Genomic DNA, 26204 nt, shown 5'->3' with positions numbered 1-26204 from the left:
GCACTCCGGAGCAGGCCCGGGAGGAGCGATCCTCCCGGGCTCATCCGACCGCATATCAGGACGGTTCGCCATGACACGCCAGAAATACCTGTTTTGCTACCTCATGGTGGCACCTGCCATGCTGATCACAGCGGCGCTGGGCATCTACCCGATGTTGTTCTCGCTGTGGATGAGTTTTGTCGAATATGACCTTCTCCGGATCAATGAATTCGGCACGCCCTTTGTCGGCCTCGACAATTATGTGGCGGTGTTCTCCGACCCGCGCTTCGTGCAGACGCTGGTGAACACCATCATCTTCACGGTGCTGGCCGTCGCGGCGACACTGGGTTTCGGCTTGCTGCTGTCACAGATCCTGAACGCCAATTACCGGGGCCGGACAGCCATGCGCATGCTGGTTTGCGTGCCCTGGTTCGTGCCGCCGGCGGTCGCTTCGGCCATCTGGATGTGGCTCCTCAATACCGATCGCAGCCCGATCAACTTCCTGCTGCAGGACCTGGGCCTGATCAGCAGCAATGTCCGCTGGCTCACCGACTCGGCAACCTGGGGCCCGTTCAGTATTCCGATGATGTCCATTGTCGCCGTGCGCGTCTGGAACGGCCTGCCTTTCGCAGTCATCTTCCTGCTGGCGGCGCTGCAGTCCATACCCCGCAGCCTGTATGAAGCGGCAGAGGTGGATGGCGCCAGCCTGATTCAGAAATTCTGGTATGTGACCCTGCCGATGCTGCGGCCAGTGCTGGCGATCCTGATCACCCTTCTGGTCATTGGCGGGCTTGGATCCTTCGAGATCAACTACATCATGACCGGCGGCGGGCCGCAGAACCTGACCAACATCATGGCGGTCTATTCCTACCAGCAGGCCTTCTCCTTCTATCGCTTCGATCTGGCTTCGGCAGCAAGCGGCGTGATCTTCATCATGACCGGATTTGTCTCGATCTTCTATCTGCGTTCCCAATTGAAAGGGGTGGCATGATGACCATTGCCGTGCCCAATACCGCCACCCGTCCCAAGCTTTGGCAACGCCTGTCTTTCGCCAATAAGACCGACTTGGTCACACGCATTCTCATCATTGCGATCACCGTCGCATTGCTGTTCTACATCCTGTTGCCGGTCTACTGGATGCTCAAAAGCTCCTTTCAGCCCAACCAGGAAATCCGCGTCCTCCCGCCAATTTGGTTTCCCAGCGAGGCGACAGCACAGCCCTATACCAATGCCAACCGGCTGATCCCGATGTGGCGATACGTGCTCAACTCGCTGTTCGTGTCGGTAACGGCGGCCGCAATTTCAACCGTGATTGCCTGTTCGGCATCCTATGTGCTGGCACGGTTCCGCTTTCCCGGCGCGACGATCATTCTTGGCTTGATCCTGCTGACCAATCTGATCCCGGCCATCACCCGCGTCTTCCCGATCTACTTCTTCATTCAGGATCTGGGCTTGCTTAACAGCTATGCCGGTCTGATCCTGGCCTATGTAGGCTTCTCATTGCCCTTCGCGGTGCTCATGCTTCGCGGCTATTTTATTTCAGCCGCACCGCCAGAACTTGAGGAAGCCGCCCTGATCGATGGCTGCAGCCACTTTGAGGCGTTCTGGCGCGTCATTCTACCGGTCTGCCTGCCCGGTATCGCCGCCGTGGCCATCTTCACCTTCCTCAATGCCTGGAATGACTTTCTCTGGGCGAGCCTGCTGCTCAACCAGGGTGAGATGAAGACCATTCAAGTCGGTATCGGCGACTTCGCCCAGGAAGGCGGTGGCGTTCAATACGTCAATGCCTTCATGGCCGCCTGCGTGGTGGCGACCATTCCTGCGCTCGTCGTCTTCGTCTTTGTCCAGCGCTGGCTTGTAGGCGGTCTCACGGCCGGCTCGGTCAAGACCTGATCGCCCCCAATCTTAGGACCTCTTCCCATGGCTTTTCGCAACTCCATCCTGCTTGGCACGCTCGGGCGCTATGCCGATCGATTTCATGAATACCAGAAGCCCCGCAGCCTGGCAGAGCGTCTGGATATCGCCCGCAGCATCGCGCGCACAGACGGTGTCGAACCGGTCTATCCGCAGGATCTTGGGCACCGGGGCGAGCAGGTGCAGATGGTCAAGGATTCCGGCATTGCGGTCTCGGCGGTGAACGTCAACGTCAAGGGCGAGGATATCTTCCGCAATGGCTCTTTCACCAATCCCGATGCATCCATTCGCCGCCGTTCGATCGAATATCTGAAGTCCGGCATGGACATGGCCGCCGATCTGGGCGCCAACATGATATCGGTCTGCCCGCTGATCGATGGCTGGGACTATGCCTTCCAGGTCGATTACGCCAAGCAGTGGGAATGGCTGGCGGAGTGTTTCCGAGAAGCCACTGCCTACCGCCAGGACGTCAAGGTCAGCATCGAGTACAAGGCCTACGAAGTGCGAAATCGCATCGTGCTGCCCAATATGGGCCGCACCCTGCATTTCTGCGACGTGGTTGGTGCCCCCAATCTCGGCGTCACCATGGATGTCGGCCATGCCCTGATTGCGGGGGAAACACCGGCCGCCGAGCTGTGCATCGCGCATGCCGCAGGGCGGTTGTTCTACGTCCATTTCAACGACAATGACCGCGGCGCCGACTGGGATATGCTGCCCGCTTCGGTCAATTTCTGGGAAACCCTCGAGACCCTCTACTATATCGACAAGCTTGGGTGGGACGGCTGGTTTGCCTATGACGTCTTCACCCGCTCGGGCGACAATGCCGAGGCGGTGGGCGCCACATTCGAGATCATGGAAAACCTCGGCAAGCTGATCGAAAAAATCGGCTTCGATGAACTCACCGCGCTCAAGGACGAAGGTATTCCCGCCCGCGCCTTCAACAAGCTGATTGCGGCGCTGGTCTGATGCTCGGCATCGGGAGCTACGCCTTTCGCTGGCATGTGGGCATCCGGGACCGTATCCCGGATCACCCGATCTCGGCTGCGGGGATCCTGGATCATGCCGCTCGGCTGGAGGTCGGACTGGTTCAGTTCGCCGACAACGTGCCGCTGCATACTCTTTCGTCCGCCGAGATCGACGCCTTGGCCGAGCAGGCCGCGCGCCTTCATATCGCGCTGGAGCTGGGGATGACCGGCTGCGCCCCGCACCTTGTCGGGCAGTATCTCGATCTGGCCGGGCGGCTGGGTGTTTCGCTCCTGCGGATCGCTCCGACTGCAGAAGAGTCCTCGGCCGAAGACGCAGAGATCGCGACCATGCTCAGCCAGTTGCTTCCGGCATGCCGGGCGGCAGGGGTGGTCCTTGCGGTGGAAAACCACTTTCACCTGCCATCACCAAGGTTGGTCGACATCGTCACCATGGTCGAGGACGAAGCGCTAGGCATATGCCTTGACGTAGCCAATTCCATCGCCTGCAGGGAATGGCCGGAAACCACGATCGAGTTGCTGGCCCCGTTCGCGGTCAACCTGCACCTGAAAGATTTTCGCATCGCCCTGGATCCGCACGGGGTCGGAGGCAGCTTTGTCGGCACCCCTCTCGGCCAGGGCTGCTTCGATCCATCCAGCGTCTTCAGGGCCCTTGGGCGGCACGGCCGGCAGTTCAACACCATCCTCGAGCACTGGCTGCCCTGGCAGGGCGACTTCGTGACTACCCAGGCCCTCGAACTGGCCTGGCTCGAACAAAGCGTCGCGGCCGCCAAGAGTTTGGCCGAGCGCCATCCGCTCATCGAAACTAATAATGCCAAGGGAGAACGAGATGTCCAACACCCGCCTCACCATTGAGGGTGAGAGGTTCCTGATCAACGGCGAGCCCACCTATAAGGGGCGCTCCTTCCAGGGCAAGCCGGTCGAGGGTCTGCTGTTCAACACGCGCATGGTGCAAGCCATCTTCGACGATGAGAATGCGGACTCCATCAAGCAATGGGCCTACCCCGACACCGGTGTGTGGGACCCCGATCGGAACGTGGAGGAATTCATCGCTGCATTGCCGGTCTACTACGGCAAAGGCATTCGTGCCGTTACCCTCAACCTGCAGGGCGGCATGCCGATCACCGGTACTGAAATGGTTCAGCCCTGGGTCAATTCGGCTTTCACGCCCCAGGGTGACCTCAAGCCAAAATACCTGGCGCGCCTCGAAAAGGTACTGCGTGCCTGCGACGAACAGGGCATCGCTGTGATGCTGGGTTACTACTATTTCGGGCAGGACGAGAACATGGCGGACGAAGCCGCCATCATTCGGGGCGTGGACAATGCCACCGACTGGCTGCTCGATACCGGCCTCGAAAACGTCATGGTCGAGATCAACAATGAATGCGACGTGCCGCTCTACGAGCACGAGATCCTGACCCCGTCGCGCGTCCACGAACTGGTCAACCGCGTCAAGACCAAGCACCGCAATGGCCGCCGCCTGTTGGTGGCTGCCAGCACCACGAACTGGCCGTTCCGCGAAAAGGCCGGCGTGCCGCTGCCCGAGCGGCGCGGCAACGGCGACCCGACCACCGAGGAATTCCTCGAAAAGATCGGCCGGACCCAGGTCACCGAGCTGCTGGCCGCCTGCGACTTCATCCTGTTCCACGGCAATGGGCTTGATCCGGACGGTATCGACAAGGTGATCCGTTCGATCAAGGCCAGCCCTGTCTTTACCAGCAATCCGCGACCGATCTGCATCAACGAGGATTCCACCCTCGTGGCCAATATGGACGCAGCATTCCCCCACTACGTTCCGTGGGGATATTACGACCAGGGCAAGAACAATTATCGCGACGGTTTCCAGTCGCCCCCGGTGAACTGGGGCATCTCGACACCCGAGAAAACTGCCTTCTTCGATCGCGTTGCCGAGATCACCGGCGCTATCGGCTAATTTTCCCTATTTCCGACGAGGATCGACGAAATGGCTTCAATCGAAATCCGCCAAGCGCGAAAGGCTTATGGAACCTTTGAGGTGCTGCATGGTGTGTCCATAGACATTCCGGACGGTGAGTTCGTAATTCTTGTCGGGCCCTCGGGATGCGGCAAGTCCACCCTGCTGCGCATGATCGCGGGCCTGGAAACGATCAGTTCGGGCGAGATTGCCATCGGCAACCTGGTCGTCAATGACCTGCCGCCCAAGAAGCGGGATATTGCCATGGTGTTCCAGAGCTATGCGCTCTACCCGCACATGACCGTTGCCGAGAATATGGGTTTCTCCCTCAAACTCGCCCGGCGCAGCAAGGCCGAGATCGACCAGAAAGTCGGCGAGGCCGCCGACATCCTGGGGCTTCGACCACTGCTGGCGCGAAAACCCGCCCAACTCTCGGGCGGACAGCGCCAGCGCGTTGCCATGGGCCGCGCGATCGTTCGTGATCCGGCGGTCTTCCTCTTCGATGAGCCCCTCTCCAACCTCGATGCGCAATTGCGCGTGCAGATGCGGTCCGAAATCAAGGCGTTGCACCAACGGCTCAAGACCACAACCGTTTACGTAACCCATGACCAGGTGGAAGCCATGACCATGGCCGACCGCATCGTGGTGATGAATGACGGCAAGGTCGAGCAGGTCGGGGCCCCGCTGGAACTGTTCGATCGTCCGGCCAATCTCTTTGTCGCCCGTTTCATCGGCTCGCCCTCGATGAACATGCTGGATGGCCGCATCGAAAGCATCAATGGCGTGACAACATTCGTCAGTGGCGGCTTTAGCCTGCCGCTGGCTGACAGCTCCACAGGCGCCGGCGAGGAGGTGGTGCTCGGCTTCCGCCCCGAACACCTTTCGCTGGCAACCCCGGATTCCACCGCGCAACTGAAAGCCGAGGTGGTCGTCATGGAACCGACTGGTACGGAGACCTTGCTCAACGTCACCGCGGATGGGCATAGCTTTCTGGCGCTTTTCCGGGAGCGGCTCGAGGTCAGGTCCGGCGATGAGATCATGCTGTCCATCGATCCTTCGAATGTTCACCTGTTCAGCAAGCTCACCGGCAAGCGCCTCTGACTGGTCATGGAGACGTTTCGCATTGCCAACGAAGCCCTGTCGGCGTGCGTGACCCCGTTCGGGGCCACCCTGACGGATCTTCGGCTCTCAGGCTGGCCCCATCCGCTCGTACTCGGCTTCGAGCGGATCGAGGATTATCGTGACACCGACCATTATGCGGGCGCCGTGATCGGGCGCCACGCCAACCGCATCGCCCGGGGACATCTCGACCTGTTCGGGCGCGTGCTCTCCCTGCCGCGCAATGGTGGCGAGCATCACCTGCATGGCGGTGTCACCGGGACGGCAAAGCAGCGCTGGCACGTCACCGAGGCGACCGGAACCAGTCTGGCCCTTCACCTTGTCAGCCCGGATGGTCACGAAGGCTATCCGGGGGAGTGCGAGATCACGGCGCGATACAGCATCACCGGTCCAGCTACTCTCCGTCTCGAGTTGGAGGCGCATGCGGATCGGGGAACAGTGGTCAATCTTTGCCACCACCCCTATTTCAATTTCTCCGGGCGAGGAAATATTGCCGGGCACGTCCTGCAGATTGCCGCTGAATCCTATCTCCCCGTCAGTGCGGACCTCGTGCCCACCGGCGAGGTGGCCCCGGTGGCAGACACGCTCTACGATTTCCGCGCGGCCCGGCCCATTGGCCGCAATCGCCCGCGCCCCGGCTTCAACAACAACTACTGCCTTGCGTCCACAACCCGCAGCCAACCGGTCTTTGCCGCGGGACTGTCCCTGCCAAATGGTCCGGCAATGGAGGTCTGGACTACCCAGACGGGCCTGCATCTGTATGACGCCTATAAGCTCCAACCGGGGCAGCAGGGTCTTGAGGGACGGCTCTATGGCCCTGGACAGGGCCTGTGTCTGGAAGCCCAGAACTGGCCGGACAGCCCCAATCACCATCACTTCCCATCCGCGTTTCTTGCTGCAAACTCCACCTATCGCCAGGTGACCGAATACCGGTTCGCACCCTGGGTGACGCACGCAGAGAGCAGCCCACCGACGGATCGCCCTGACCCGGACCACCTGACAGGAAAGAACTTTGAGCACGACAATCGAAATTGACGGCACTGACTGGCGGATCAACGGAGAGTTGACCTATGCGGGCCGCTTTCACAAGGGACGCCGTATCGAGGGCCTTCTGCTCAATAGCCGCATGATTCAGGCGGTTTTCGACGATGAGAACCCGGCCACCCGGCGCAATTGGTGTTATCCCGACACGGGCGTGTGGGACCCTGACCGCAATACCCGGGAATTCTGCGACGCCCTGCCGCTTTATCGCGCTCACGGGCTGCTGGGGGTCACCGTTGGCATGCAGGGCGGCGGGGCGATGTACTATCCCGAGGTCTTTCAGAACTACATCAACACGGCCTTCCGGCCGGACGGGTCGCTCAAGCAGCCCTATCTGGAGCGCCTGGCCAGGGTATTGAAGGCTGCCGACGCGCTGGGCACGGTCGTGTTCGTCAATTATTTCTACTGGAAGCAACAGCGGTTCGAAAGCGAAAGGGCCATTCGCGCCGCCGTCGAGAACATGACGGCTTGGCTGCTGCAAACCGGACATCGCAATATCCTGGTCGATCTCAAGAACGAAATTCAGCAGGGGCGCGACATACTGTCCTCGCGGCGTATCCACGAGCTCCTTGATATCGCACGGTCAACCACGCTGGACGGGCGCCGGCTTCTCGTCAGCACATCCATCCACCCGGTGAAGCACAAGCCCAATGGTGAATGGCACAAATATTGCGACTTCCTGATGCCGCACGGCAATGACAGTTTTGCCGACGAGTTCTACCGCGAATTGATCGCCTTCAAGAATGACGAGGAAATCGCCGCCAATGCGCGTCCGATCTGCTGCAACGAGGACAGCATCGATATTGCCAGCTTCGACGCCGCGCTCGATGCAGGCGTCAGTTGGGGTTACTACGATCAGGGCTATGGGTGTGGCGAAACACAAACCAAATGCAACTGGCTTGAGCACGACCGGGAAACCAAATTCGACGACCTAAGTGGTTTCCAGACCGTGCCGATAAACTGGGGCATCAATACCCCGCACAAACGGGCATTTTTTGCCCGGCTAAGGGAAGTGACCGGGTCGGGAGTGGACTAGCCGGCCGATGTTTGCCGGGCGGCGGAAGACGCCAAGGGCACAGCATATTGCGGATCATCCGGCGTCTACATTGCCGGCACTGCTGGAGAAAACCTAAGATGCTCCTGGGAGCAATTGCCGACGATTTCACTGGCGCGACCGACCTTGGCAGCATCCTGGCGCACGAAGGCATGCCGGTTGTCCAGCTCATCGGTGTGCCGGACGCGGCATCCATGGCGCTGGCGGGCGACGCCGCCGCCGTCGTGGTCGCACTCAAGACCCGTACAGTGCCGGCGCGAGATGCCACAACGCAATCCCTGGCCGCCCTTGGCGCCCTGCGCGAAGCAGGCGCCGAACAGATCTTCTTCAAATATTGCTCGACCTTTGACTCAACGGACGACGGCAATATCGGGCCGGTGGCGGATACCCTGGCCCAGGCGCTGGGCATCGATCTGGCCATTGTCTGCCCGGCCTTTCCGGCCAATGGTCGAACCGTGTTTCGCGGTCACCTTTTTGTCGGCGACCAGTTGCTGCAGGATTCGCCGATGCGGAACCACCCGCTCACCCCCATGCGGCGCTCGAGTTTGGTCGACCTCATGTCCGCCCAGTCGGCACGCCCCGTCGGTCTGGTGCGCTACGATGTCGTGGGCCAGGATGTGACCACCATCCGCGCGGAGCTTGCACGGCTGCGCGATGCCGGGTGCGGCTACGCCGTCACCGATGCCATCGCTGATGCCGATTTGCGCCGGCTCGGACAGGCCGTGCACGATCACCCCTTGATAACCGGCGGGTCGGCCATCGCCATGGGCCTGCCCGACAATTTCCGGCGCGCAGGAAAGCTGCACAGCGATGGGACGTCCCAGGCCATTTCCGGGTCGGGACGTGCGGCCATCCTGGCGGGCAGTTGTTCGGCTGCAACGCGCAACCAGCTACGCCGGGCCTGCGAACTCTGGCCGTCCTACCGGCTCGATATCGATGCGATTGCCGAAGACGAACATTTTGCAACCAAAGCACTCACCTGGGCAGCAGCGCAGCCGGAACAATCTCCTCTGGTCATATACGGATCTGCGGATCCTGAAGCGGTCGCCATGGCGCAGGCGCGCTACGGCCGCGAACGTGCCGGCGCAATGATGGAGCAGGCAATCGGAGATATCGCCGTGGGTTTGCGTCGCCAGGGCGCAGGCCGTTTCCTGGTTGCCGGCGGCGAAACCTCCGGCGCCGTCGTTTCGGCCTTGGGTGTGAGGGCATTGCACATTGGTCAGCTTATCGCCCCTGGCGTCCCCTGGACCCGGTCTATAGGGCAAAGACCTGTGGCCCTGGCGCTCAAAAGCGGTAATTTCGGTGGCGACAGCTTCTTCGAGCATGCCCTGGATGTGTTGCAATGAGTGATTCCAAACAGCGCGAACAAATTACCAGCTTTGCCCGCGCGATCTTCGACCGGGGCCTGACCCATGGATCCACTGGCAATATCAGCCTGCGCCTGGACGATGGCTGGCTGATGACCCCGACCGGGTCATCAATGGGCGCCATCGACCCCGCCAAGATTTCCAGGATTGCCCCAGACGGCACACTCCTGTCCGGGGATCCTCCCACAAAAGAGGCTTTCCTGCACATGGCAATGTATGGCGAACGCCCCCGGGCCCGGGCCATTGTCCATCTGCATTCGACACATTCGGTTGCGGTCAGTTGCCTGTGCGGCCTTGATCACAACAATGTCTTGCCGGCGATGACAGCCTATCAGGTCATGCGCGTGGGCAAACTGCCGCTGGTTCCCTACTTCCCCCCCGGCGACCCCGAATTGGCCGAAGCCGTGCGCCATCTGGCGGCAAGACACCACTGCGTGTTGCTCGCCAATCACGGTCCGGTCGTGGCAGGCAGTTCCCTTGAGGATGCAGTTCACACGGTCGAAGAGCTGGAGGCGTCGGCGCGGCTATATCTTCTGTTGAAGGATCAAGACTACCGACCCCTCGACGCCGAGCAGGTGTCCCGGCTTGAGGCCAAGTTTCCGGCAAAATCCTGATACATGCGCCGTCAGGCTAAGCCGGTTGCCCACCCAATACATGGTGCCTTCTGCGACGCTGGGGGGTGAGGCATAATTCGGCAGGCCAGAATTGTGCACCAAGTCGCCAGCCTGGGGGTTGCGAGGCGATGTTGAGGATCGTGAGAACCTGCACAATCCAGGCCTCGGTCAGGCCTTTGCGGCGGATCGGGCCAGGGCATCGACAGCCACGCCGATGGCGGTGCCGCCGCCGGTCACCTCGAGAATGATGCGGCCGATCTTTGGCGTTTCGAGCAGTTCGACAATGGTCGCGGCCACGTCGTCGCGGGCAATCTCGTTGTGGATTTGTGCAAGGCCCAAATCGACCAGTCCCGTGCCCGGTTCGTTGGTCAGGGCCGAAGGTCGCAGGATCACCCAGTCGAGATCAGAATTGACGAGATCGATTTCGGCCCTTTTCTTTTGAGCCATATAGTGTTCGAAATTCTCATTTATGTGCCGTTCGCGCCAGGCTTCGGGGAAGACCGAAACCAGCACAAAGCGCTTTATGCCGGCCTGACCTGCCGCCCTGGCCAGTTTGCCCGGCCCCGCACCATCGATGGCAGTGGTGGCCGCCATACCGCCTTTCCCACCCGCGCCTGCGGTAAACACGATGGCGTCGCTTCCGGACATGGCCTGGGCGATCTCCTCGGTCGACATGGCAAGGAAGTCGCCCTGGAACGAGGGCACGCCGTTCCGGGCCAGTGCGGCAATCTGTTCGGGGCGCCTGACCGGGCCGTTGGCCTGGTGACCTTGGGCAATAAGTGCTTTGGCGAGCCGACGGCCTACGCCGCCGGCGATTCCAATGACAAAGACCTTCATCCTCATTCTCCCCGGAACATCAGCGCGCTTCACGTGCCCCCGGAATTGGCAAGGGAGCACCATGCCATGGGCGTAACACACTCAGGCTCGAATCGCAGGGGCAAGGACCGGAAAATTGCAGCGTCCATGGCGCCCTGCAATGAGGCAACGATGGGTTCAGCCGGAGCCGGACCAAAGGGTTGAAGAGTTCGGCGCACGCGCCCCGATGCTGTGCTGCGAGATGCCTAGACAGCCCGCCTTGCTTCCGGAACTGCCGATGCGTGCGGGGGAATGGTGAAAATGTCCGCGATGTGATCCAGGGTCATGGCCTCATGATCTGCCTCGGCAACGGCGTCATTGGTTTCGCTCACCAGGTTCATGTTGTGACGTGTCATTTGATCAATGAGATCGACCGCGTCTGCCACGCTGCCGATGGTGGAAGCCTGATTTCGCGTTGCGTCGGCGATCTCGGCCACCAGGCGGCTGGCCTCGTCGATGGCGCCAAGCAGAGCATCCACCTTGCCATGTGCTTCGGAGACGAGATGGCTCCCCTTGTGAACTTCCTTGCCGGATGCTTCGATCAGTGACTTGACCTCGGACGAAGCCGTCGCCGTTGATTGCGCCAGCCGGCGCACTTCCACGGCGACAACCGCAAAGCCCTTTCCTGCCTCTCCGGCGCGGGCCGCCTCCACTGAGGCGTTCAGGGCCAGCAGATTGGTCTGGAAGGCGATGTCGTCGATGATCCCGATAATGTTGGAAATCTTGGCCGAGGATTCAGAGATTGAGGCCATGGCTTTATTGGCGTCGCCGATGACCACCCCGGCTTCGTTTGCAATGCTGGCTGAAGCCAACGTCTTCTCGCTCGCCGACTTCGCCCGCTCGGCGTTGTCTGCCACTGTTCCGGACAGCCGCTTGACAGCCTGGGCGGTGTTCTCGACTGCATGGCGCTGCTTGTCGGTCCGCTCCGAAAGATTGCGCGCGCCCCCTGCAATACTGGACGTCGCTCTGCGCAGCCCCTGTGCGGAACGCTTGAGCTCGCTGACAAAGCGAGCGAACTGGGCCAGTGTGGATTTGAGGGCAACCCGAATATCCTCAAACTCACCGGGCAATCTGGCAGCGAGTTGATCGGCCAGTTGTCCGTTGGCCATGTTGTCGAGTTGCCCGCCCAGGGCACTTACGGCCTGCTTGCGCGCGGTGACGTCGGTGGCAAATTTGACGATCTTGTAGATCCTGCCGGATGGACTGAAGATCGGATTATAGGTGGCCTGGATCCAGACATCGTTGCCGGCCTTGCCGATGCGCAGATATTCGGCCTGTTGGAACTGGCCATCTCGCAGACGGTCCCAGAACAGCTTGTATTCGGGCCGCGCAGATTCCTCGGGCGCGACAAAGATGCGGTGGTGCTTTCCGACGATCTCATCGATGCGGTAGCCGAGCGCTGCACAGAAATTCTCATTGGCGGTCAAGATCGTGCCGTCCGGATCGAACTCGATTACAGCCTGTGAGCGCGAAATGGCCTCGATCTGGCCAAGGGCATCGGCATCCCGCCGCTTGCGCTCAGTCACGTCGGTGGCAAATTTGACGACGCCGGTTGGCTTGCCTGTCTTGTCGAAGATTGGATTGTAGGTGGCCTGGATCCAAACCGCGCGCCCGCCCTTGGCGATCCGGCGATATTCGGCCGCCTGAAACCGGCCCTCCGCCAAACCCTTCCAGAAAGCCTTGTATTCGGCAGATTGGCCATAGGCCTGGTCCACAAACATTGAATGATGCCGCCCCAGGATTTCCTCAAGCCCATATCCCATGCAGGCAAGGAAGTTCTCGTTGGCTGCAACGATTGTGCCATCGAGGCGAAATTCGATGATCGCCTGCGCTCGGTGCAGGGCCTGCGTCAGCTGCGTGTCGCTGGCCGAGAATGCTCCAATGACTTAACTCGTCCGCTGGCGCTTGAACATAGAAAACCCATTTAGAATCAATGTAGTAAAGGTAACCATATGTGGCAAACAGCGTTAATTTGTGATGAAGACATGACGGGCCTGATCAGTCATTTCAATCACGAGAAAGAGATCGGTTTTCTAATCCCGACGCATGAGGAAGGCTGGCCGAAATCTGTCCTGGGCAGATCCGTGTGCCGGATGGCCGCGTGAGCTGAGCCGCGTTCCGCAACCAAAGGGCTGTGACCGCACCGAAGGGAAAGGGGGACGCGGCCCAGCCGCGCCCCCCTTTCGGTGTCAATGCTGCGGGCGTGCCGTTCGCCAGAGCGAATAAGCAATCCCGCTTGCCAGGATCACCGCCGTGATGGACAGCGACCATTCGGCGGGGAATTTATCCCAGCCCAGCAGGTCCGCCAGGAAGATCTTGGACCCGATGAACACCAGCAGTACAGCCAGCGCCTGCTTGAGATAAGCAAAGCGATGAATGATGGCGGCCAGCGCGAAATAGAGCGCGCGCAGACCAAGGATGGCGAAGATATTGGACGTATAGACGATGTAAGGATCGGTGGTGATGGCGAAAATTGCCGGCACCGAATCCACGGCAAAGATGACGTCCGCGATCTCGATCATGACCAGCGCCAGAAAGAGCGGCGTCATGTACCGCTCCATGCGTCCTGTCGCCGGATCGACCTGACGAACAAAGAAGCGATCACCCTGCAGGGTCTCGGTGACCCGGAATCGCTTCTTCATGAACAGCAGAACCGGATTTTGGCTGAGGTCCGTCTCTTCGTGCCCGATCATCAGCATCCGGATGCCGGTGAAGATCAGGAAGGCGGCGAAGATGTAGAGAATCCAGCCATATTCGGACACCAAAGTGGCACCCAGACCGATCATGATCGCGCGCAGCACGATGACGCCCAATATGCCCCAGAACAGCACGCGATGCTGCAAATGGCGGGGAATGGCGAGATAGCCGAAAATCATCGCAATGACGAAGACATTGTCCATGGCCAGGCTCTTTTCGACCACGAAACCGGTGAGATATTCGACACCAGACTGGGCACCCAGTTGCCACCAGACAAAGCCGCCAAAGGCCAATCCAAGCGCGATATAGAAGCCGGACAGCAACAGGCTTTCGCGCACCTCGATCTCGTGCCCGTCCCGATGCAGCACACCAAGGTCGAAGGCCAGCAAGGCGATCACAAGGCCGAGGAAACCCAGCCACATCCATAGAGGCTGCCCCAGGAAAAGGTTGGTCAGGAGGTCCATTTGCTGCCCTCCCGGGTGTATTGACGGGTCAGTGCAGGCCTCATCGCGCGTCTCCCGCAAGGCCAAGGGCACTTTGGACCCGATGCAAGGCACCCAGCTCTACCGGGTGAACAAGGCCATCTGCGGTAATCACCTGATGGCAAATTTGCCGGATGGTCTCACGCTGCTCCCCACTCAGCACGCTGGCTGACAAACAGTCCAATGCGCGCTTGTCTGCACTATGGGGGTCATAGCCATAAGCCCGATTGTGATCGGCCAGTTCCTGGGCGAGCTCGGCGATTGAAAATCCCTGCATGGCGGGGCTGGCGATAAAAGCTTCCATCAGCTTGCGCCTTTCGGCCAGCGCGAGACGTCCATCCGCATGGGCGATGACAGCGACTGCGGCCACAAGGGCCTGGAAGAAATCCTCGGTGGTCGCCCGGTCGGCCTGCTGGTGCATCTCGCGGGCATCTGCGGAATGCCGGGCCCTCAAGCGAACGCCGCGCAGGAACAGATCATTCTGGTGGGGGGATTTGTCTTTGGTCATGCATATCTCCTCTCATGGTGCCGCTGGGCGGAGCTGAGGGAGTGCGCATGGGGACCAGGACATCGATGGGGCACCACACGCAGATGCCCACAGGCCCTGCCGAGGTGATCCGACATCGCGTGGCGGACATTGCCGCCGACGCCAGAGGGGCCCGGTCACGGGAGAAGAGATTGGTGCACAGGAGACGGTCGGCAAGAGGTCGCCGATTTTTTTTGTCAGACCGGCCAATGTGACGCCGCAGCGATCAGCTCTTCGGCCACCGGGCTCTGAAACTGCCGCTGGAAAGTCAGGGCATAAAAGGTCTCCTCAATGCCAGGCAGGCGGACGACTTCGCGAAGACTGCCTGCATCGAGTTCGTCGCGCACGACAATCTCAGGCAGCGGGGCTAGGCCGATCGCCTCACGGGCCATGAGGCGCAGCATCGCCATGTCGTCCACTTCGGCCACGACCGAAGGAACGATGTCGAGGCGGGCACAGAGTGCATCAAACTCGGTTCGGATATTGCTCGCGCCTGTCGGCAGGATGACGCCATGTTGCTGCAGAGCCTTGGCCGGATCCGTGGCCCGGCAGTTCAGCGCCGGAGCGCCGAACAGGCTGATGGGTTGTCGCGCAAGGCGGTGGGCAACCAGGCCATCTGCATAGCCTGTCGCGGGAGCGGCGTTGCACAGCACAACGTCGAGATCCAGCCGGCGCAGCATGCCCGTCAATTCCATCAGGCTCCCCGATGTCAGCACGACCTCAAGATCGGGGCGGCCCAGACACGGGCGCAGGAAATCGATCTGAAAGTTTCGAGACAGAGTGGCAAGGGCGCCCACACGCAGCACCTGGCGACGACCGGACCCAACCCGGAGCGTTGTCAGCAGGTCCTCACCCATGTCGAATATGGCCTGGGCATGGTCGAGCGCGATCCGCCCCGCCTCGGTCAGGACCAGACGGCGCCCCACACGCTCGAACAGCGCATGGCCAAGCCTGGCCTCCAGCATCTGGATCTGAGTGGACAGGGCAGACTGCGACACGGACAGATTGCGCGCCGCACGTGTCAGATTGCCCTCACGGGCCACCGCCAGGAAATAGCGCAGGTGATGAAAGTTGAGCGACGACACCATTCGAATTTAGTGAACGTTTCTATTCAATCAATGAATTTTTTCGAACACGAGATTTGATTTAGAGCGGCTGCAAACAAAACCCAGCTTAGGTCGTTCCATGCAGAGCTTGTTATCCCCCGCCATCCTGTTCTTCGCTCTTGGGCTGCTTGCCGCACTGGTTCGCAGCAACCTGCAGGTGCCTGAAGCAATCGGAAAAGCGCTCGCGATCTATCTCATGGCCGCCATCGGCCTCAAGGGCGGGGTGCAAGTGTCTCAGAGCGGCTTTACATTCGAACTCCTGCTGGCAGGTCTGGCGGGCCTTGCCCTCAGCCTGCTGCTTCCCTTTCCGGCCTATTGGTCCGTCCGGCGGCTGGGGCGGCTCGACAGGATGCACGCCGGGGCAGTCGCAGCCCACTATGGATCGGTATCGGTCGTCACCTTCGTAACCGGTGTCGCAGCGCTGGAGGCAGCGGGACTGCAGGTTGCCGGCTTCATGGTGGCCGTGCTGGCCCTGATGGAGGCTCCGGCGATCCTGGTCGGTTTGTGGCTGGCTCAGCGCACATCCAGCAAGCAGGCGCCCGGACTGACCCAGCACATGTCGCACACACTGCGCGATGGGTCGATCCTGCTGCTGGTGGGCGGTTTCCTGATCGGTCTTGTTGCCGGTCCTGGAGGATTTGAGCCGGTGCGCCCTGTCTTCGAAGGAGCCTTTGGCGGCATTCTGTGCCTCTTCCTGCTCGACATGGGGTTGGTGGCCGGGCGGCATCTGGCGGGTGCCGGCAGCGTCACACCAAGGCTTGTCGCCCTCGCTATCGCGCTCGCGGTCACCAACGGCGCGATCGGCCTCCTCATCGGCATTGCAATCGGCCTTGATTTTGGCTCCGCGACGGCGCTTGCCATCCTGGCGGGCAGTGCCAGCTACATAGCGGCTCCAGCCGCCATCAGGATCGCCCTGCCCCAGGTTGATCCGGGCCTGCCGCTCACCATGTCCCTTGCCGTGACCTTCCCCTTCAACGTCCTGGTCGCCATTCCTGCGTTGACCGCACTGGCGGGACTTATGGCCTAAGTTGAAGCAGCTATCGGTTTTGAGCGTGCCGCATCCTGACTGGCGGCTTGGGGCCAGAGCCCCGAGGATCCCGGACACCAAGCCGCATGGCTGCAGATCCGACGCGCGAAAGTCGATGCTGATTATGCAGGAAGGGTGTCATAGCAGGCAGACTGCCGCTATGCAGGCCGATGCCGCCGGGACCAACCCGGCGGCATCGCGTTTGGGATTGAACCGGGTCAGGCTGACCGGTTCTTGTTGTAGAGATCGAAGAACACTGCTGCGAGCAGCACCACGCCCTTGATCATCTGCTGCCAGTCGATGTTGACGCCCATGATCGACATGCCGTTGTTCATCACACCCATGATGAAGGCGCCAATCACCGCGCCGGCCACCTGTCCGACACCACCCAGCGCCGATGCGCCGCCGATGAAGACGGCCGCGATGACGTCGAGTTCGAGACCCTGCCCCGCCTTGGGAGTCGCCGAATTGAGGCGGGCCGCATAGATCATGCCAGCAAGCGCCGCCAGGGCCCCCATGATGGCGAAGATATAGAAGGTGGTGCGTTCGGTCTTGATGCCCGAGAGCGCCGCGGCCTTGAGATTGCCGCCAAGGGCGTAGATGCGGCGGCCAAAGGTCAGGCGCTTGGTCATGAACACGAAGAAGGCAATCAAAACGCCCATCACCACCAGCACATTGGGCAGGCCGCGATAGGAGGCGAGCATATAGGCGAAGAACAGCACCAGCGCCGCAATCACCACATTCTTGATGATGAACAGGCTGAACGGCTCAACGTCGTAGCCGCGCGCCAGACGACGGCCACGTCCGCGGATCGAGAAGAACACCATGCCGACAATGGCCAGGATGGCGATGACCATGGTGGTGGAGTGCAGCACCACGTTCTGCCCGTTTTCGGCCAGCCAGGGCATGGTGATGGGGCCAACGATATCGGGGATGAAGCCGGCCGAGAGCATCTGGAACTCGGCCGGGAACGGACCAACCGACTTGCCGGCCAGGATAGCCAGCGATAGCCCCTTGAAGATCAGCATTCCGGCCAGCGTGACGATGAAGGCGGGCACGCGGTGATAGGCAATGATGTAGCCCTGCGCGGCCCCAATGGCCGCACCGGCCACAAGACAGATGGCTCCAGCAATCAGGGGATGGGCCAGGAAGGCCAGCTCGGGCGGGAAGTCCCAGCCTACCATGAGCATGGCGGCAAGGGCGCCGATGAAGCCGGAGACCGAACCGACCGAAAGGTCGATGTGACCGGCCACGATGACCAGTAGCATGCCCAGCGCCATCACGATGATGTAGCTGTTCTGCAGGATGATGTTGGTCAGGTTCACCGGCTTGAACAGCACGCCATTGGTGAAATACTGGAAGAACAGCATGATGAGGATCAAGGCCAGCAGCAGCCCGTAATCACGCATATTGGCGCGCAGGGCGCCAATCAACGTCATTTCATGGGCCTGAGCCGGCTGGGCCGCGGAACCGGTTCCGGTCGGTGCAGTTTCGGTTGTCATGATGCCTTTCCTTCGGCGCGCACGATGGAGCGCATGATCTTTTCCTGGCTCGCCTCGCTGGTGGGCATTTCGCCCACGATGCGGCCTTCATTCATAACATAGAGACGGTCGGTGATGCCCAGGAGCTCGGGCATTTCCGAGGAGATCACCAGGATCGCCTTCCCCTGGGCGGCGAGCTGATTGATGATGGTGTAGATTTCGTATTTGGCACCCACGTCGATGCCACGGGTCGGCTCATCGAGAATGAGCACATCAGGGTTGGCGTAGAGCCATTTGCTCAACACCACCTTCTGCTGATTGCCGCCGGAGAGATTGCCCACGACCTGATAGACGCTGGAGGAGCGGATATTGGTCTTCTTGCGGTAATCATTGGCCGCGTCGAGCTCGGCCAGATCATCGATCACGCCCCAGCGCGACACCCCCATCAGATTGGCGATGGTGGTGTTGTGCTTGATGTGATCGATCAGATTGAGGCCATAGGTCTTGCGGTCCTCGGTGGCGTAGGCAATGCCATTGCGGATCGACTTGTCGACACTCGAGGTATCCACCTTCTGGCCGTTGACGAAGACTTCGCCGGAAATCTTCTGGCCGTAGGATTTGCCGAAGACGCTCATGGCAAATTCGGTACGGCCCGAGCCCATCAGGCCGGCAATGCCGACAACCTCGCCCTTGCGCAGATTGATATTGACGTCGCGGATGATCTGGCGCTCGCGATGCTGGGGATGGAAGACGTTCCAGTTGCGCACCTCAAGCACCACTTCGCCGACATTCGGGGTGCGCTTGGGATAGCGATCATTGAGCGCGCGGCCCACCATCGAGGTGATGATACGATCCTCGGTGATGTCCTCGGTGTTCATCGTCTCGATGGCCTTGCCGTCGCGGATCACGGTCACGCGGTCGGCAATGCGGGAGATTTCGTTCAGCTTGTGGCTGATGATGATCGAGGTGATGCCCTGCTTCTTGAATTCGAGCAGAAGGTCGAGCAGCGCCTGGCTGTCCTTTTCGGAGAGCGATGCGGTAGGCTCGTCCAGAATGAGCAATTGCACCTGCTTGGAGAGCGCCTTGGCGATCTCGACGAGCTGCTGCTTGCCCACCCCGATATTGGTAATCAGCGTGTCGGGGTCTTCCTTGAGCCCGACCATCTTGAGGAGCTTGCGGGCACCATCGCGGGTCTCGTCCCAATCGATGATGCCGCCCCTGGCCTGCTCATTGCCCAGAAAGATGTTCTCGGCAATCGAGAGCAGCGGCACCAGCGCCAGCTCCTGATGGATGATGACGATGCCCTTGTGCTCGCTGTCGCTGATCGATTTGAAGTGCTGCTCTTCACCCTGATAGATGATCTGCCCGTCATACGAGCCTGTGGGATAGACCCCGCTGAGCACCTTCATCAAGGTGGACTTGCCCGCGCCGTTCTCGCCGCAAATGGCGTGAATCTCCCCCTCGCGCACGTCCAGGTTGACGTCGGAGAGCGCCTTGACGCCGGGGAAGGTCTTGGTGATGCCGCGCATCTCCAGAATGGTCTTGGTCATGCTGACCCTGTCATTTCAGTGACCGACAATGGGTTCACCGGGTTTTGCACTTGTGAACCCGGCCCTCCGCTCGCCCATGGACAATTGGAAAGCCCGGTGAAATAGCGTGAATAGGGACCCCGAATGAACGGGATCCCTTGTTTGAGAACTGCTTACTGCAGCTCTTCGGCCTTGATGTAGCCCGAAGCGATCACGCGTTCTTCGTAGTTGCTGATATCGACTTCATACGGGGTCAGCAGGATCGAGGGCACGACCTTGACGCCATTGTCGTAGGTCGAGGTGTCCAGACCGGTCGGCTCTTCGCCCGAGAGCACGGTGTTGATGAGCTGAGCGGTGTACTGGGCCAGTTCGCGAGTGTCCTTGAACACGGTCGAGTACTGCTCGCCGGCGATGATCGCCTTGACCGAGGGGGTTTCCGCATCCTGGCCGGTGATGATCGGCCAGGACAGATCGCCCGAGCCATAGCCCACGCCACGCAGCGAGGAGATGATGCCGCGGCTCAGGCCATCATAGGGGGACAGCACGCCATGCACGCGGCTGCCGTCCGAATAGTTGGCAGAGAGGATATTGTCCATGCGTGCCTGGGCGACGGCGCCGTCCCAACGCAGCGTACCGACCTGCTCCATGCCCTGCTGGCCCGACTTGATGACGATGTCACCAGCGTCGATCATCGGCTGCAGCACGGCCATGGCGCCGTCATAGAAGAAGAAGGCGTTGTTGTCGTCCGGCGAACCGCCAAACAGCTCGACATTCCAAGGCTTGTCATCGCCAAAGCGGGCTTCGAGACCCTTGACCAGGCTATTGGCCTGAAGCACGCCCACCTGGAAATTGTCGAAGGTGGTGTAGTAGTCGACATTCGGGCTTTCAAGGATCAGACGGTCATAGGCAATGACCTTGACGCCCTGATCGGCAGCGTTCTGCAGGACCGCCGAGAGCGTGGTGCCATCGATCGAGGCCACCACGAGAGCCTTGACGCCCTTGGTCACCATGTTTTCGATCTGAGCGAGCTGGTTGGGAATGTCGTCTTCCGCATATTGCAGGTCGACGGTGTAACCCATGCCTTCGAGCGCGGTCTTGAGCTCGTTGCCGTCCGAGATCCAGCGCAGCGACGACTGGGTCGGCATGGCAATGCCGATCTGGCCCTTGTCCTGGGCAAAGGCGCCAGTGGCGGCGGACGCGACCAGCGCACCCGCGGCGAACAGCGTCGCAATTGATTTGAGAACCTTCACGTCTCGACTCCCTAAAAACTTTCGAGATTGGTTGTTTGTCGTCTTCTGGGTTTGGAAGATTCACGCAGTCCTGACCTGCGCATCGATGGCACGACCTAAGGCCCGCACCATCGAACGCCGGCTGACGCCGCATCTGGAACAGGTCAATGCCCCCAAGGGACATTGCCGTGACGATCTGCTTGAAATCCTCCGGTACAGACGGCGGCTCGCCGCCATGGACTCTCCCAAGTCCACGCGCAGGAAGCTAGAATAATCAGATAGGCTTGTAAAGCACGGACGCGCCCGCCGCTTTATTTTTCGACTATCGCAAAAAAATCAAGGCCATACGCCACGGCGCACAGACCATTCACAAAAAATCAAACAAGGCGCAATCGAGAGTTGCAATGACCTACAAAAAGGGCGACAAACACCTCAAGATATCTGATAAGTTTAGAAACATGATACAGTCGAAGAGTGGGTCGTCGCCCGGACAAGGAAGCGCTGCGGCAGAGGTGGCGGACGACCTTGCCAACGAAATCCTCACTGCATTGACGCCGGGCGCCAGCTTGCCCAGCGAAGCGGAACTGGCCAGCCGCTACGCCGTCAGCCGCCTGACCATTCGCGAGGCAGTCAAGCTACTGGCAGGACGCGGCCTGCTGGATATTGCACGGGGCCGGAAAGCCGTGGTGCGAGAGCCGGATGGCACCGCCTTTTCGGACTTTCTGACATCATTGCTGCACAATGATTCCAAGAGTCTGTTCGACCTGATCGAGGTGCGGCTTTCGCTCGAAGTGCAGAGCGCAACCCTGGCCGCCAAGCGCGCCAATCGCGCCGGGATTGCGGCCATTGAAAGCGCGTTGCGCGGTATGCATGACCATGCCGATGCGGCTATGGCCGGGGACCCGGCGGCCGACCGACGCTTCCACGACTTCGATGTGGGGTTCCACGAGGCGATCGCCCTGGCCAGTGGCAATCGCATATTGGGCTATCTGTTCGAGGCCATGTCCGCCCAGCTCAGGCATGGCATCCAGATCAGCCGGCGTGGTCACGCCAATCGCGGGCATACACTGCACGACACCATTGCCTGGCATGAACGTATTCTCGAGGCCATCCGGGCGGGCAATGCGCGGGCGGCTGGCGAGGCCATGCGCCAGCATTTGAAGGATACCGAGAACGATATTCGCAATGCACTCTCGAACGTGGCCGACCAGCCGACCTGATTGATTGGTTGGCCCACAGGTACCGCGACAAAGCACTATGCCGGTTGACGCGCATGCCGGTGCGCGCTTATCGCCAGTGGTACAGATTTCCCTGGCCCTTGCTGATCAGATGCGTATCGATCTGCTCCTGACGGGCCGCGATCCTGCAGCGGGACCACAGCCCAATAAACGGAGGGCCGGCATTGGCTAGACGTTCGGAAAGTGCTTCTGCCCCGCCCTGGCTGATCGCGGCCATGAGGCTGGGCGTTCTGGCGCTGCTCTTGCTGCTCTGGGCACTGGCCGCCGACAATGTCAGCCGCAATATCATCCCTTCGCCGCTCGAGACACTTGAGGCCGCCGTGCGGCTTTGGGCTGATGGCCGGCTGCCGGGAGCACTCGGGGCCAGCCTGGTTACCTATCTGGGCGGCTTTGTGCTGGCCGTCGCGTTTGCCCTGCCACTGGGCATTGTCATGGGCGCGTTTGGCCTGTTGGGCCGAACCATCGAGATCTATGTCTATGCACTTGCGGCAACGCCCCGAGTGGCGTTCATTCCGCTCATCATCCTCACGCTGGGGCTGGGCATCGAGGCCAAGCTGTTCGTGGTGTTTCTCGGCGCGGTCATGCCGATCATCATCAATACCTATGCCGGAGTGCGCCAGGCAGACCCGGACCTGGTCGAAATGGCCCGCAGCGTGGGCGCTTCACGCAGTCGCATCTTCAAGGCCATCGTGCTGCCCGGCGCCGTGCCCTATGTGCTGGCGGGCCTGCGTATCGGGGCAACAATCGGCCTGATCAACACGGTGGTCGCCGAGCTCTACACCGCCGTGACAGGGCTTGGCGGGCTGCTGGCCCTTTATGGCAATACTTTCCGTATGGCCGAGTATTTTGTGATCGTCCTCACGCTGGCCGCAATCGGGGTCGTCGTCACCGAAGTGCTGCGCCTGCTCGAACTCCGCCTGACCCGCTGGTCGAACTGAATACCAAAGAAAACGAGACTTGCTCCAATGCCATCCATGCTCTTCCGCCGCCTCGCGCCATTTCTTCTTCTGGGCGCGTTCACCACGTGCGCATTGGCCCAGTCGGATGCGCCGTTTCGCCTGATCGTCACCCATCTTGAGCCACCTTTGGTGCCCAATTCGGTGATGGATCTGGCTGATGCGCTTGGCTATTTCGATCAGGAAGGCGTCAATGTCGAACTGGTCCGCGTGCAGCAGACCCCCTCGGCTCTGGCGGCCCTGCAGGCGGGCGAAGGCGAAATGGCCAATATCGGGGTGGATGCCTTGCTGCAGGCCATTTCCGCCGGGGCCACCGATCTGCGCGCGGTGGTATCGCCCAACAAGGCACTGCCGTTTCTGATTGCAGCCAGGGATAACATAACGACCGTGGAGAACCTGGCCGGCGCCAGCTTCGGCGTCGGCCGGATCGGGAGTCTTGACCATTCGCTATCCAGCCTGGTGCTCGACAGCATGGGGGCCGATATCGAACAGTCCCAAATCGTCAGCCTGGGCCAGCCCAATGTGCGTGCCCAGGCTCTGGCCGCGGGCCAGATCGACGCCACCACCATGTCGATCGGCACCTGGTTGAGCCTGCCTGACACCACTGGCCTACATGTGCTGGTCGACCAGGACGCCTATTTCGCCGCGGCGCCGCTGGTCAACAAAGTCAATGCCGTACCAGGCAAAGTGCTGGCCGAACGCCCCGAGGACGTGGCCGCCGTCATCCGGGCCCTGATCCGCATCAGCCGCGATTTTGCGGCCGATCCGCAACTCTGGGTGGACGGCATGTCCGAGGCCCTGCCCGATGCCGACACGGGCGTGCTGGATGCGTTGGTGACAAGCTTTGCCACAAGCTGGAGCGTCAATGGCGGGATGAGCGCCGATGAGCTGGCCTATACGGCAGACTGGCTCTATGGCACCGAGGATTTCTTTGCAGTCCCCCCACTGGCGCTGGAAGACTGGGTGAGCTTTGCGCCAGTCGATGCAGCACTGGCCTCCCTCGGGACGGCCGACGCTATGGACCCTGCGGATCGATGAGCCCTTCCCCGCCCGTGCCCGACGCTGGCGACACTTCAACGTCTCGCGGACGGGGCATTCGCTTTGCCGGCGTCAGCAAGGCATTTATCGCGGGCAATGGCGCGCGGACCAGTGCGGTGCGGGAAGTCGATCTCGAGATCGCCGAACAGCAATTCGTCGCCCTGATCGGCCCTTCGGGCTGTGGCAAGAGCACTTTGCTGCGTCTTGCGGACGGGCTGTTGGAACCGGACACCGGCCGGATCGCGATCGGCGATGCGCCGCCGCGGCCGGGTCCGGCCATCGGCATGGTATTTCAGAACTTCCGTCTCATCCCCTGGCGCAGTGTGAGGGACAATGTCGGCTTCGCCCTCGAAGGGCGGGGCCTTGATGGGACAGAGCTGAAGCAACGTGTGCAGGCGCAGCTTGAGCAGGTTGGGCTGGCGGGATGGGACGATCACTATCCGGCCCAGTTGTCAGGCGGCATGCGGCAACGCGTGGCGCTGGCGCGGGCGCTGATTGGCCGGCCCGGTGTGCTGCTGATGGATGAACCCTTTGCGAGCCTGGACGCCCAGACGCGCGAATTGATGCAGGATGACCTGCTGGCGTTGTGGGAGCGCCAACGCCCCACGGTGCTGTTTGTGACCCATAGCGTGGATGAGGCCCTGCTGCTGGCCGACCGGGTGATCGTGATGGGTGGGGGCGCCGTGCTCGAAGACCTGCCGATCCATCTGCCGCGGCCGCGTCGCAGCACCGATGCCCGAAGGGCCGCAGAATATAGCCAATTGCGTGAGCATTTATGGTCGCGAATCCGGGACTTGGTGCTGGCCGATCCGGCATCGGCGTTTTTCGGACGACATGTCCAAGCAGATGGGGAAGGCGGCTGACCTGGACCAGGCAAGTGGACAGGACCGGACCGCCATGCTCAGTTAAGCGACTGTTTCCAATAGATCTTCTACGTAGCTCTCCGTGCAAGGAGAACTGCGTATGCCTGTGGCCGTGCTCAATGTCCGTCCCACGCGTCAAAGATCACTCAACCGCGTCCGCATGGACAATCGCAACAAGGAGCTGGCGCTGAACAGCATCGGAGAACGCGTGCTGCTCTATGCGCCGCGAGACGAACCCCGCCATGGCTATTTCGCAACAGCAATCCTGGCCGATGTTGCTCCCGACATGACGCAGCGCCGTTTCATGTTTCTGATGCTGGATGATGTCGTCCACTTCACGCGTCATGTTTCGCTTGAAGCACTTGCGGTCCCGGTTGAAAGCCGCGCCTATCGAGAGGATGGCAGCCTGGATTTCAGCTATTTTTCGCCCAACATCCGAGCGCTGCTGCCAAAAGACCAAGGTGCCGCAACGGCACTTGCCAACCAGAATTGTGTCATAGACGGGTTCGATATGCCGCCGGCACCGCCATTCCGCCATTTAGACGGGTTGGCGCCTATATCCGCTCGTCGCGCCAAGGACACTATATTGCGCAATGTCCGGTTGCGCTGGTCCGTATTGCAGGCCTATGGCACCGCCTGTGCAGTCTGCGGGGACGACAACTCCATGCACGCGATTGGTGCCCATGAGGTGGAGGTCTGTCATTTGCGGGCACTGGCGCATGGCGGACCGGACGAACTGACCAATGCCATGCCCATGTGCCGCACGCATCACTGGTTTTACGATCGCGGTGGGTTCACCCTGGCCGATGCCGGCGGGATTATCCTGAGCAGTCTGGCTCCGCCCCCGCTGCGCCGGCAACTGCATGGACGTCAGGCGGCGCGCTTCCCCAATGCAGTGCAAGCCTGGCCGCGGGCCGAGCATTTGCAGTTTCATCGCGAGCACGTGTTTCTGGGATAGGTCATGGGCCGAGGCCAAACGCAAAAAGCCCCCGCTTTTGCGGGGGCTTTTGTTTGTTTTGGATTGTGACGAGATTTGCGTGTTTTTGGCAGACCTTGCAGTGACCTACTCTCCCAAGTCTTGAGACTTAGTACCATTGGCGCGGAGGGATTTGACGGTCGAGTTCGGGATGGGATCGGGTCCTGGGCCCCTCGCAAGAACCACAAGGTCAGCGA

The 26204-nt window shown here is 60.9% G+C and carries 25 protein-coding genes and 1 rRNA gene; 17 read left to right on the top strand and 9 right to left on the bottom strand.

Translation table 11 applies throughout. The features are described from left to right. Nucleotides 1-70 precede the first annotated feature (70 nt). From DDE76_RS18195 to otnC, 10 genes are all read left to right on the top strand, one after another. Nucleotides 71-970 carry a carbohydrate ABC transporter permease gene (locus tag DDE76_RS18195; protein ID WP_198650948.1) on the top strand — a complete coding sequence of 300 codons (900 nt, stop codon included), beginning with the start codon at nt 71-73 and terminating at the stop codon, nt 968-970. Further along, complete coding sequence (locus tag DDE76_RS18190) at nt 967-1872, top strand: carbohydrate ABC transporter permease (RefSeq protein WP_198650947.1); 906 nt, start codon at nt 967-969, stop codon at nt 1870-1872. The genes DDE76_RS18195 and DDE76_RS18190 overlap by 4 nt, the downstream gene beginning before the upstream one ends. Before the next feature lie 27 nt (nt 1873-1899). Continuing rightward, nucleotides 1900-2859, top strand: coding sequence for a sugar phosphate isomerase/epimerase family protein (locus DDE76_RS18185; protein WP_104892187.1), 960 nt, complete (start codon nt 1900-1902; stop codon nt 2857-2859). Beyond that, on the top strand, nt 2859-3731 hold the full coding sequence (locus DDE76_RS18180; protein WP_104892188.1) for a sugar phosphate isomerase/epimerase family protein: 873 nt from the start codon (nt 2859-2861) through the stop codon (nt 3729-3731). Before DDE76_RS18185 ends, DDE76_RS18180 begins: the two co-directional genes overlap by 1 nt. Next, the gene (locus DDE76_RS18175; protein WP_104892189.1) at nt 3706-4809 is read left to right on the top strand and encodes a hypothetical protein; all 1104 of its coding nucleotides are present in this window, start codon (nt 3706-3708) and stop codon (nt 4807-4809) included. Before DDE76_RS18180 ends, DDE76_RS18175 begins: the two co-directional genes overlap by 26 nt. A 30-nt stretch (nt 4810-4839) precedes the next feature. After that, the gene (locus DDE76_RS18170) at nt 4840-5910 is read left to right on the top strand and encodes an ABC transporter ATP-binding protein (RefSeq protein WP_104892190.1); all 1071 of its coding nucleotides are present in this window, start codon (nt 4840-4842) and stop codon (nt 5908-5910) included. Nucleotides 5911-5916: 6 nt separating this feature from the next. Continuing rightward, a complete protein-coding gene (locus DDE76_RS18165; RefSeq protein WP_104892191.1) occupies nt 5917-6963 on the top strand; it encodes an aldose epimerase family protein in 1047 nt (348 codons plus the stop codon). Beyond that, nucleotides 6941-8005: a hypothetical protein gene (locus DDE76_RS18160; RefSeq protein ID WP_157955907.1), complete on the top strand. Its 1065-nt coding sequence runs from the start codon at nt 6941-6943 to the stop codon at nt 8003-8005. The genes DDE76_RS18165 and DDE76_RS18160 overlap by 23 nt, the downstream gene beginning before the upstream one ends. A 98-nt stretch (nt 8006-8103) precedes the next feature. Next, the gene (gene otnK, locus DDE76_RS18155; protein ID WP_104892193.1) at nt 8104-9369 is read left to right on the top strand and encodes a 3-oxo-tetronate kinase; all 1266 of its coding nucleotides are present in this window, start codon (nt 8104-8106) and stop codon (nt 9367-9369) included. Further along, entirely contained in the window at nt 9366-10004 is a 639-nt protein-coding gene (gene otnC, locus DDE76_RS18150) for a 3-oxo-tetronate 4-phosphate decarboxylase (RefSeq protein WP_104892194.1), read from the top strand. Before otnK ends, otnC begins: the two co-directional genes overlap by 4 nt. 168 nt (nt 10005-10172) lie before the next feature. Here otnC and DDE76_RS18145 read toward each other — a convergent pair whose 3' ends face one another. After that, nucleotides 10173-10841, bottom strand: a complete 669-nt coding sequence (locus DDE76_RS18145; RefSeq protein WP_104892195.1) for an SDR family oxidoreductase — start codon at nt 10839-10841, stop codon at nt 10173-10175. Between the two features lie 224 nt (nt 10842-11065). Next, complete coding sequence (locus DDE76_RS18140; RefSeq protein WP_245892069.1) at nt 11066-12679, bottom strand: methyl-accepting chemotaxis protein; 1614 nt, start codon at nt 12677-12679, stop codon at nt 11066-11068. Here DDE76_RS18140 and DDE76_RS19830 point away from each other — a divergent pair. Further along, the gene (locus DDE76_RS19830) at nt 12584-12787 is read left to right on the top strand and encodes a hypothetical protein (protein WP_210202707.1); all 204 of its coding nucleotides are present in this window, start codon (nt 12584-12586) and stop codon (nt 12785-12787) included. The genes DDE76_RS18140 and DDE76_RS19830 overlap by 96 nt on opposite strands. Nucleotides 12788-13048: 261 nt before the next feature. On the opposite strand, the gene DDE76_RS18135 is transcribed toward DDE76_RS19830, so the two are convergent. From DDE76_RS18135 to DDE76_RS18125, 3 genes are all read right to left on the bottom strand, one after another. Next, entirely contained in the window at nt 13049-14020 is a 972-nt protein-coding gene (locus DDE76_RS18135) for a TerC family protein (RefSeq protein WP_104892197.1), read from the bottom strand. A gap of 40 nt (nt 14021-14060) precedes the next feature. Then, nucleotides 14061-14546, bottom strand: coding sequence for a TerB family tellurite resistance protein (locus DDE76_RS18130; protein ID WP_104892198.1), 486 nt, complete (start codon nt 14544-14546; stop codon nt 14061-14063). 215 nt (nt 14547-14761) lie between these two features. After that, on the bottom strand, nt 14762-15652 hold the full coding sequence (locus DDE76_RS18125; protein WP_342748409.1) for a LysR family transcriptional regulator: 891 nt from the start codon (nt 15650-15652) through the stop codon (nt 14762-14764). Nucleotides 15653-15749: 97 nt separating this feature from the next. Here DDE76_RS18125 and DDE76_RS18120 point away from each other — a divergent pair, with 97 nt between their 5' ends. Continuing rightward, nucleotides 15750-16697 (top strand): sodium-dependent bicarbonate transport family permease, encoded by a 948-nt coding sequence (locus tag DDE76_RS18120; protein WP_104892199.1) that lies wholly within the window; start codon nt 15750-15752, stop codon nt 16695-16697. A gap of 218 nt (nt 16698-16915) precedes the next feature. Here the strand turns inward: DDE76_RS18120 and mmsB are convergent, their stop codons facing one another. The 3 genes from mmsB to chvE form a co-directional block, all read right to left on the bottom strand. Then, nucleotides 16916-18199 carry a multiple monosaccharide ABC transporter permease gene (gene mmsB, locus DDE76_RS18115; protein WP_104892200.1) on the bottom strand — a complete coding sequence of 428 codons (1284 nt, stop codon included), beginning with the start codon at nt 18197-18199 and terminating at the stop codon, nt 16916-16918. Continuing rightward, complete coding sequence (mmsA, locus tag DDE76_RS18110; RefSeq protein ID WP_104892201.1) at nt 18196-19728, bottom strand: multiple monosaccharide ABC transporter ATP-binding protein; 1533 nt, start codon at nt 19726-19728, stop codon at nt 18196-18198. Before mmsA ends, mmsB begins: the two co-directional genes overlap by 4 nt. 152 nt (nt 19729-19880) lie before the next feature. Further along, a complete protein-coding gene (gene chvE, locus DDE76_RS18105) occupies nt 19881-20957 on the bottom strand; it encodes a multiple monosaccharide ABC transporter substrate-binding protein (protein WP_104892202.1) in 1077 nt (358 codons plus the stop codon). A 491-nt stretch (nt 20958-21448) separates the two neighbouring features. On the opposite strand from chvE, the gene DDE76_RS18100 reads away from it, so the two are divergent. From DDE76_RS18100 to DDE76_RS18080, 5 genes are all read left to right on the top strand, one after another. Next, nucleotides 21449-22156: a FadR/GntR family transcriptional regulator gene (locus DDE76_RS18100; protein ID WP_158672383.1), complete on the top strand. Its 708-nt coding sequence runs from the start codon at nt 21449-21451 to the stop codon at nt 22154-22156. Between the two features lie 182 nt (nt 22157-22338). After that, nucleotides 22339-23112 carry an ABC transporter permease gene (locus DDE76_RS18095; protein ID WP_245892063.1) on the top strand — a complete coding sequence of 258 codons (774 nt, stop codon included), beginning with the start codon at nt 22339-22341 and terminating at the stop codon, nt 23110-23112. Between the two features lie 27 nt (nt 23113-23139). Beyond that, complete coding sequence (locus DDE76_RS18090; protein ID WP_210200309.1) at nt 23140-24168, top strand: ABC transporter substrate-binding protein; 1029 nt, start codon at nt 23140-23142, stop codon at nt 24166-24168. Further along, nucleotides 24165-25031, top strand: coding sequence for an ABC transporter ATP-binding protein (locus DDE76_RS18085; protein WP_104892206.1), 867 nt, complete (start codon nt 24165-24167; stop codon nt 25029-25031). Before DDE76_RS18090 ends, DDE76_RS18085 begins: the two co-directional genes overlap by 4 nt. A gap of 100 nt (nt 25032-25131) precedes the next feature. Beyond that, nucleotides 25132-25989 (top strand): HNH endonuclease, encoded by an 858-nt coding sequence (locus DDE76_RS18080; RefSeq protein WP_108463716.1) that lies wholly within the window; start codon nt 25132-25134, stop codon nt 25987-25989. 92 nt (nt 25990-26081) lie between these two features. Here DDE76_RS18080 and rrf read toward each other — a convergent pair. Next, nucleotides 26082-26197 (bottom strand): 5S ribosomal RNA (gene rrf / locus DDE76_RS18075). Nucleotides 26198-26204 lie beyond the last annotated feature (7 nt).

The sequence above is a fragment of the Devosia indica genome (assembly GCF_003056405.1).
In the GTDB taxonomy this organism is placed as follows: Bacteria; Pseudomonadota; Alphaproteobacteria; order Rhizobiales; family Devosiaceae; genus Devosia; species Devosia indica.
The sequence above is the reverse complement of the archived record's forward strand: the minus strand, read 5'-3'. Positions and strand labels throughout refer to the sequence as shown.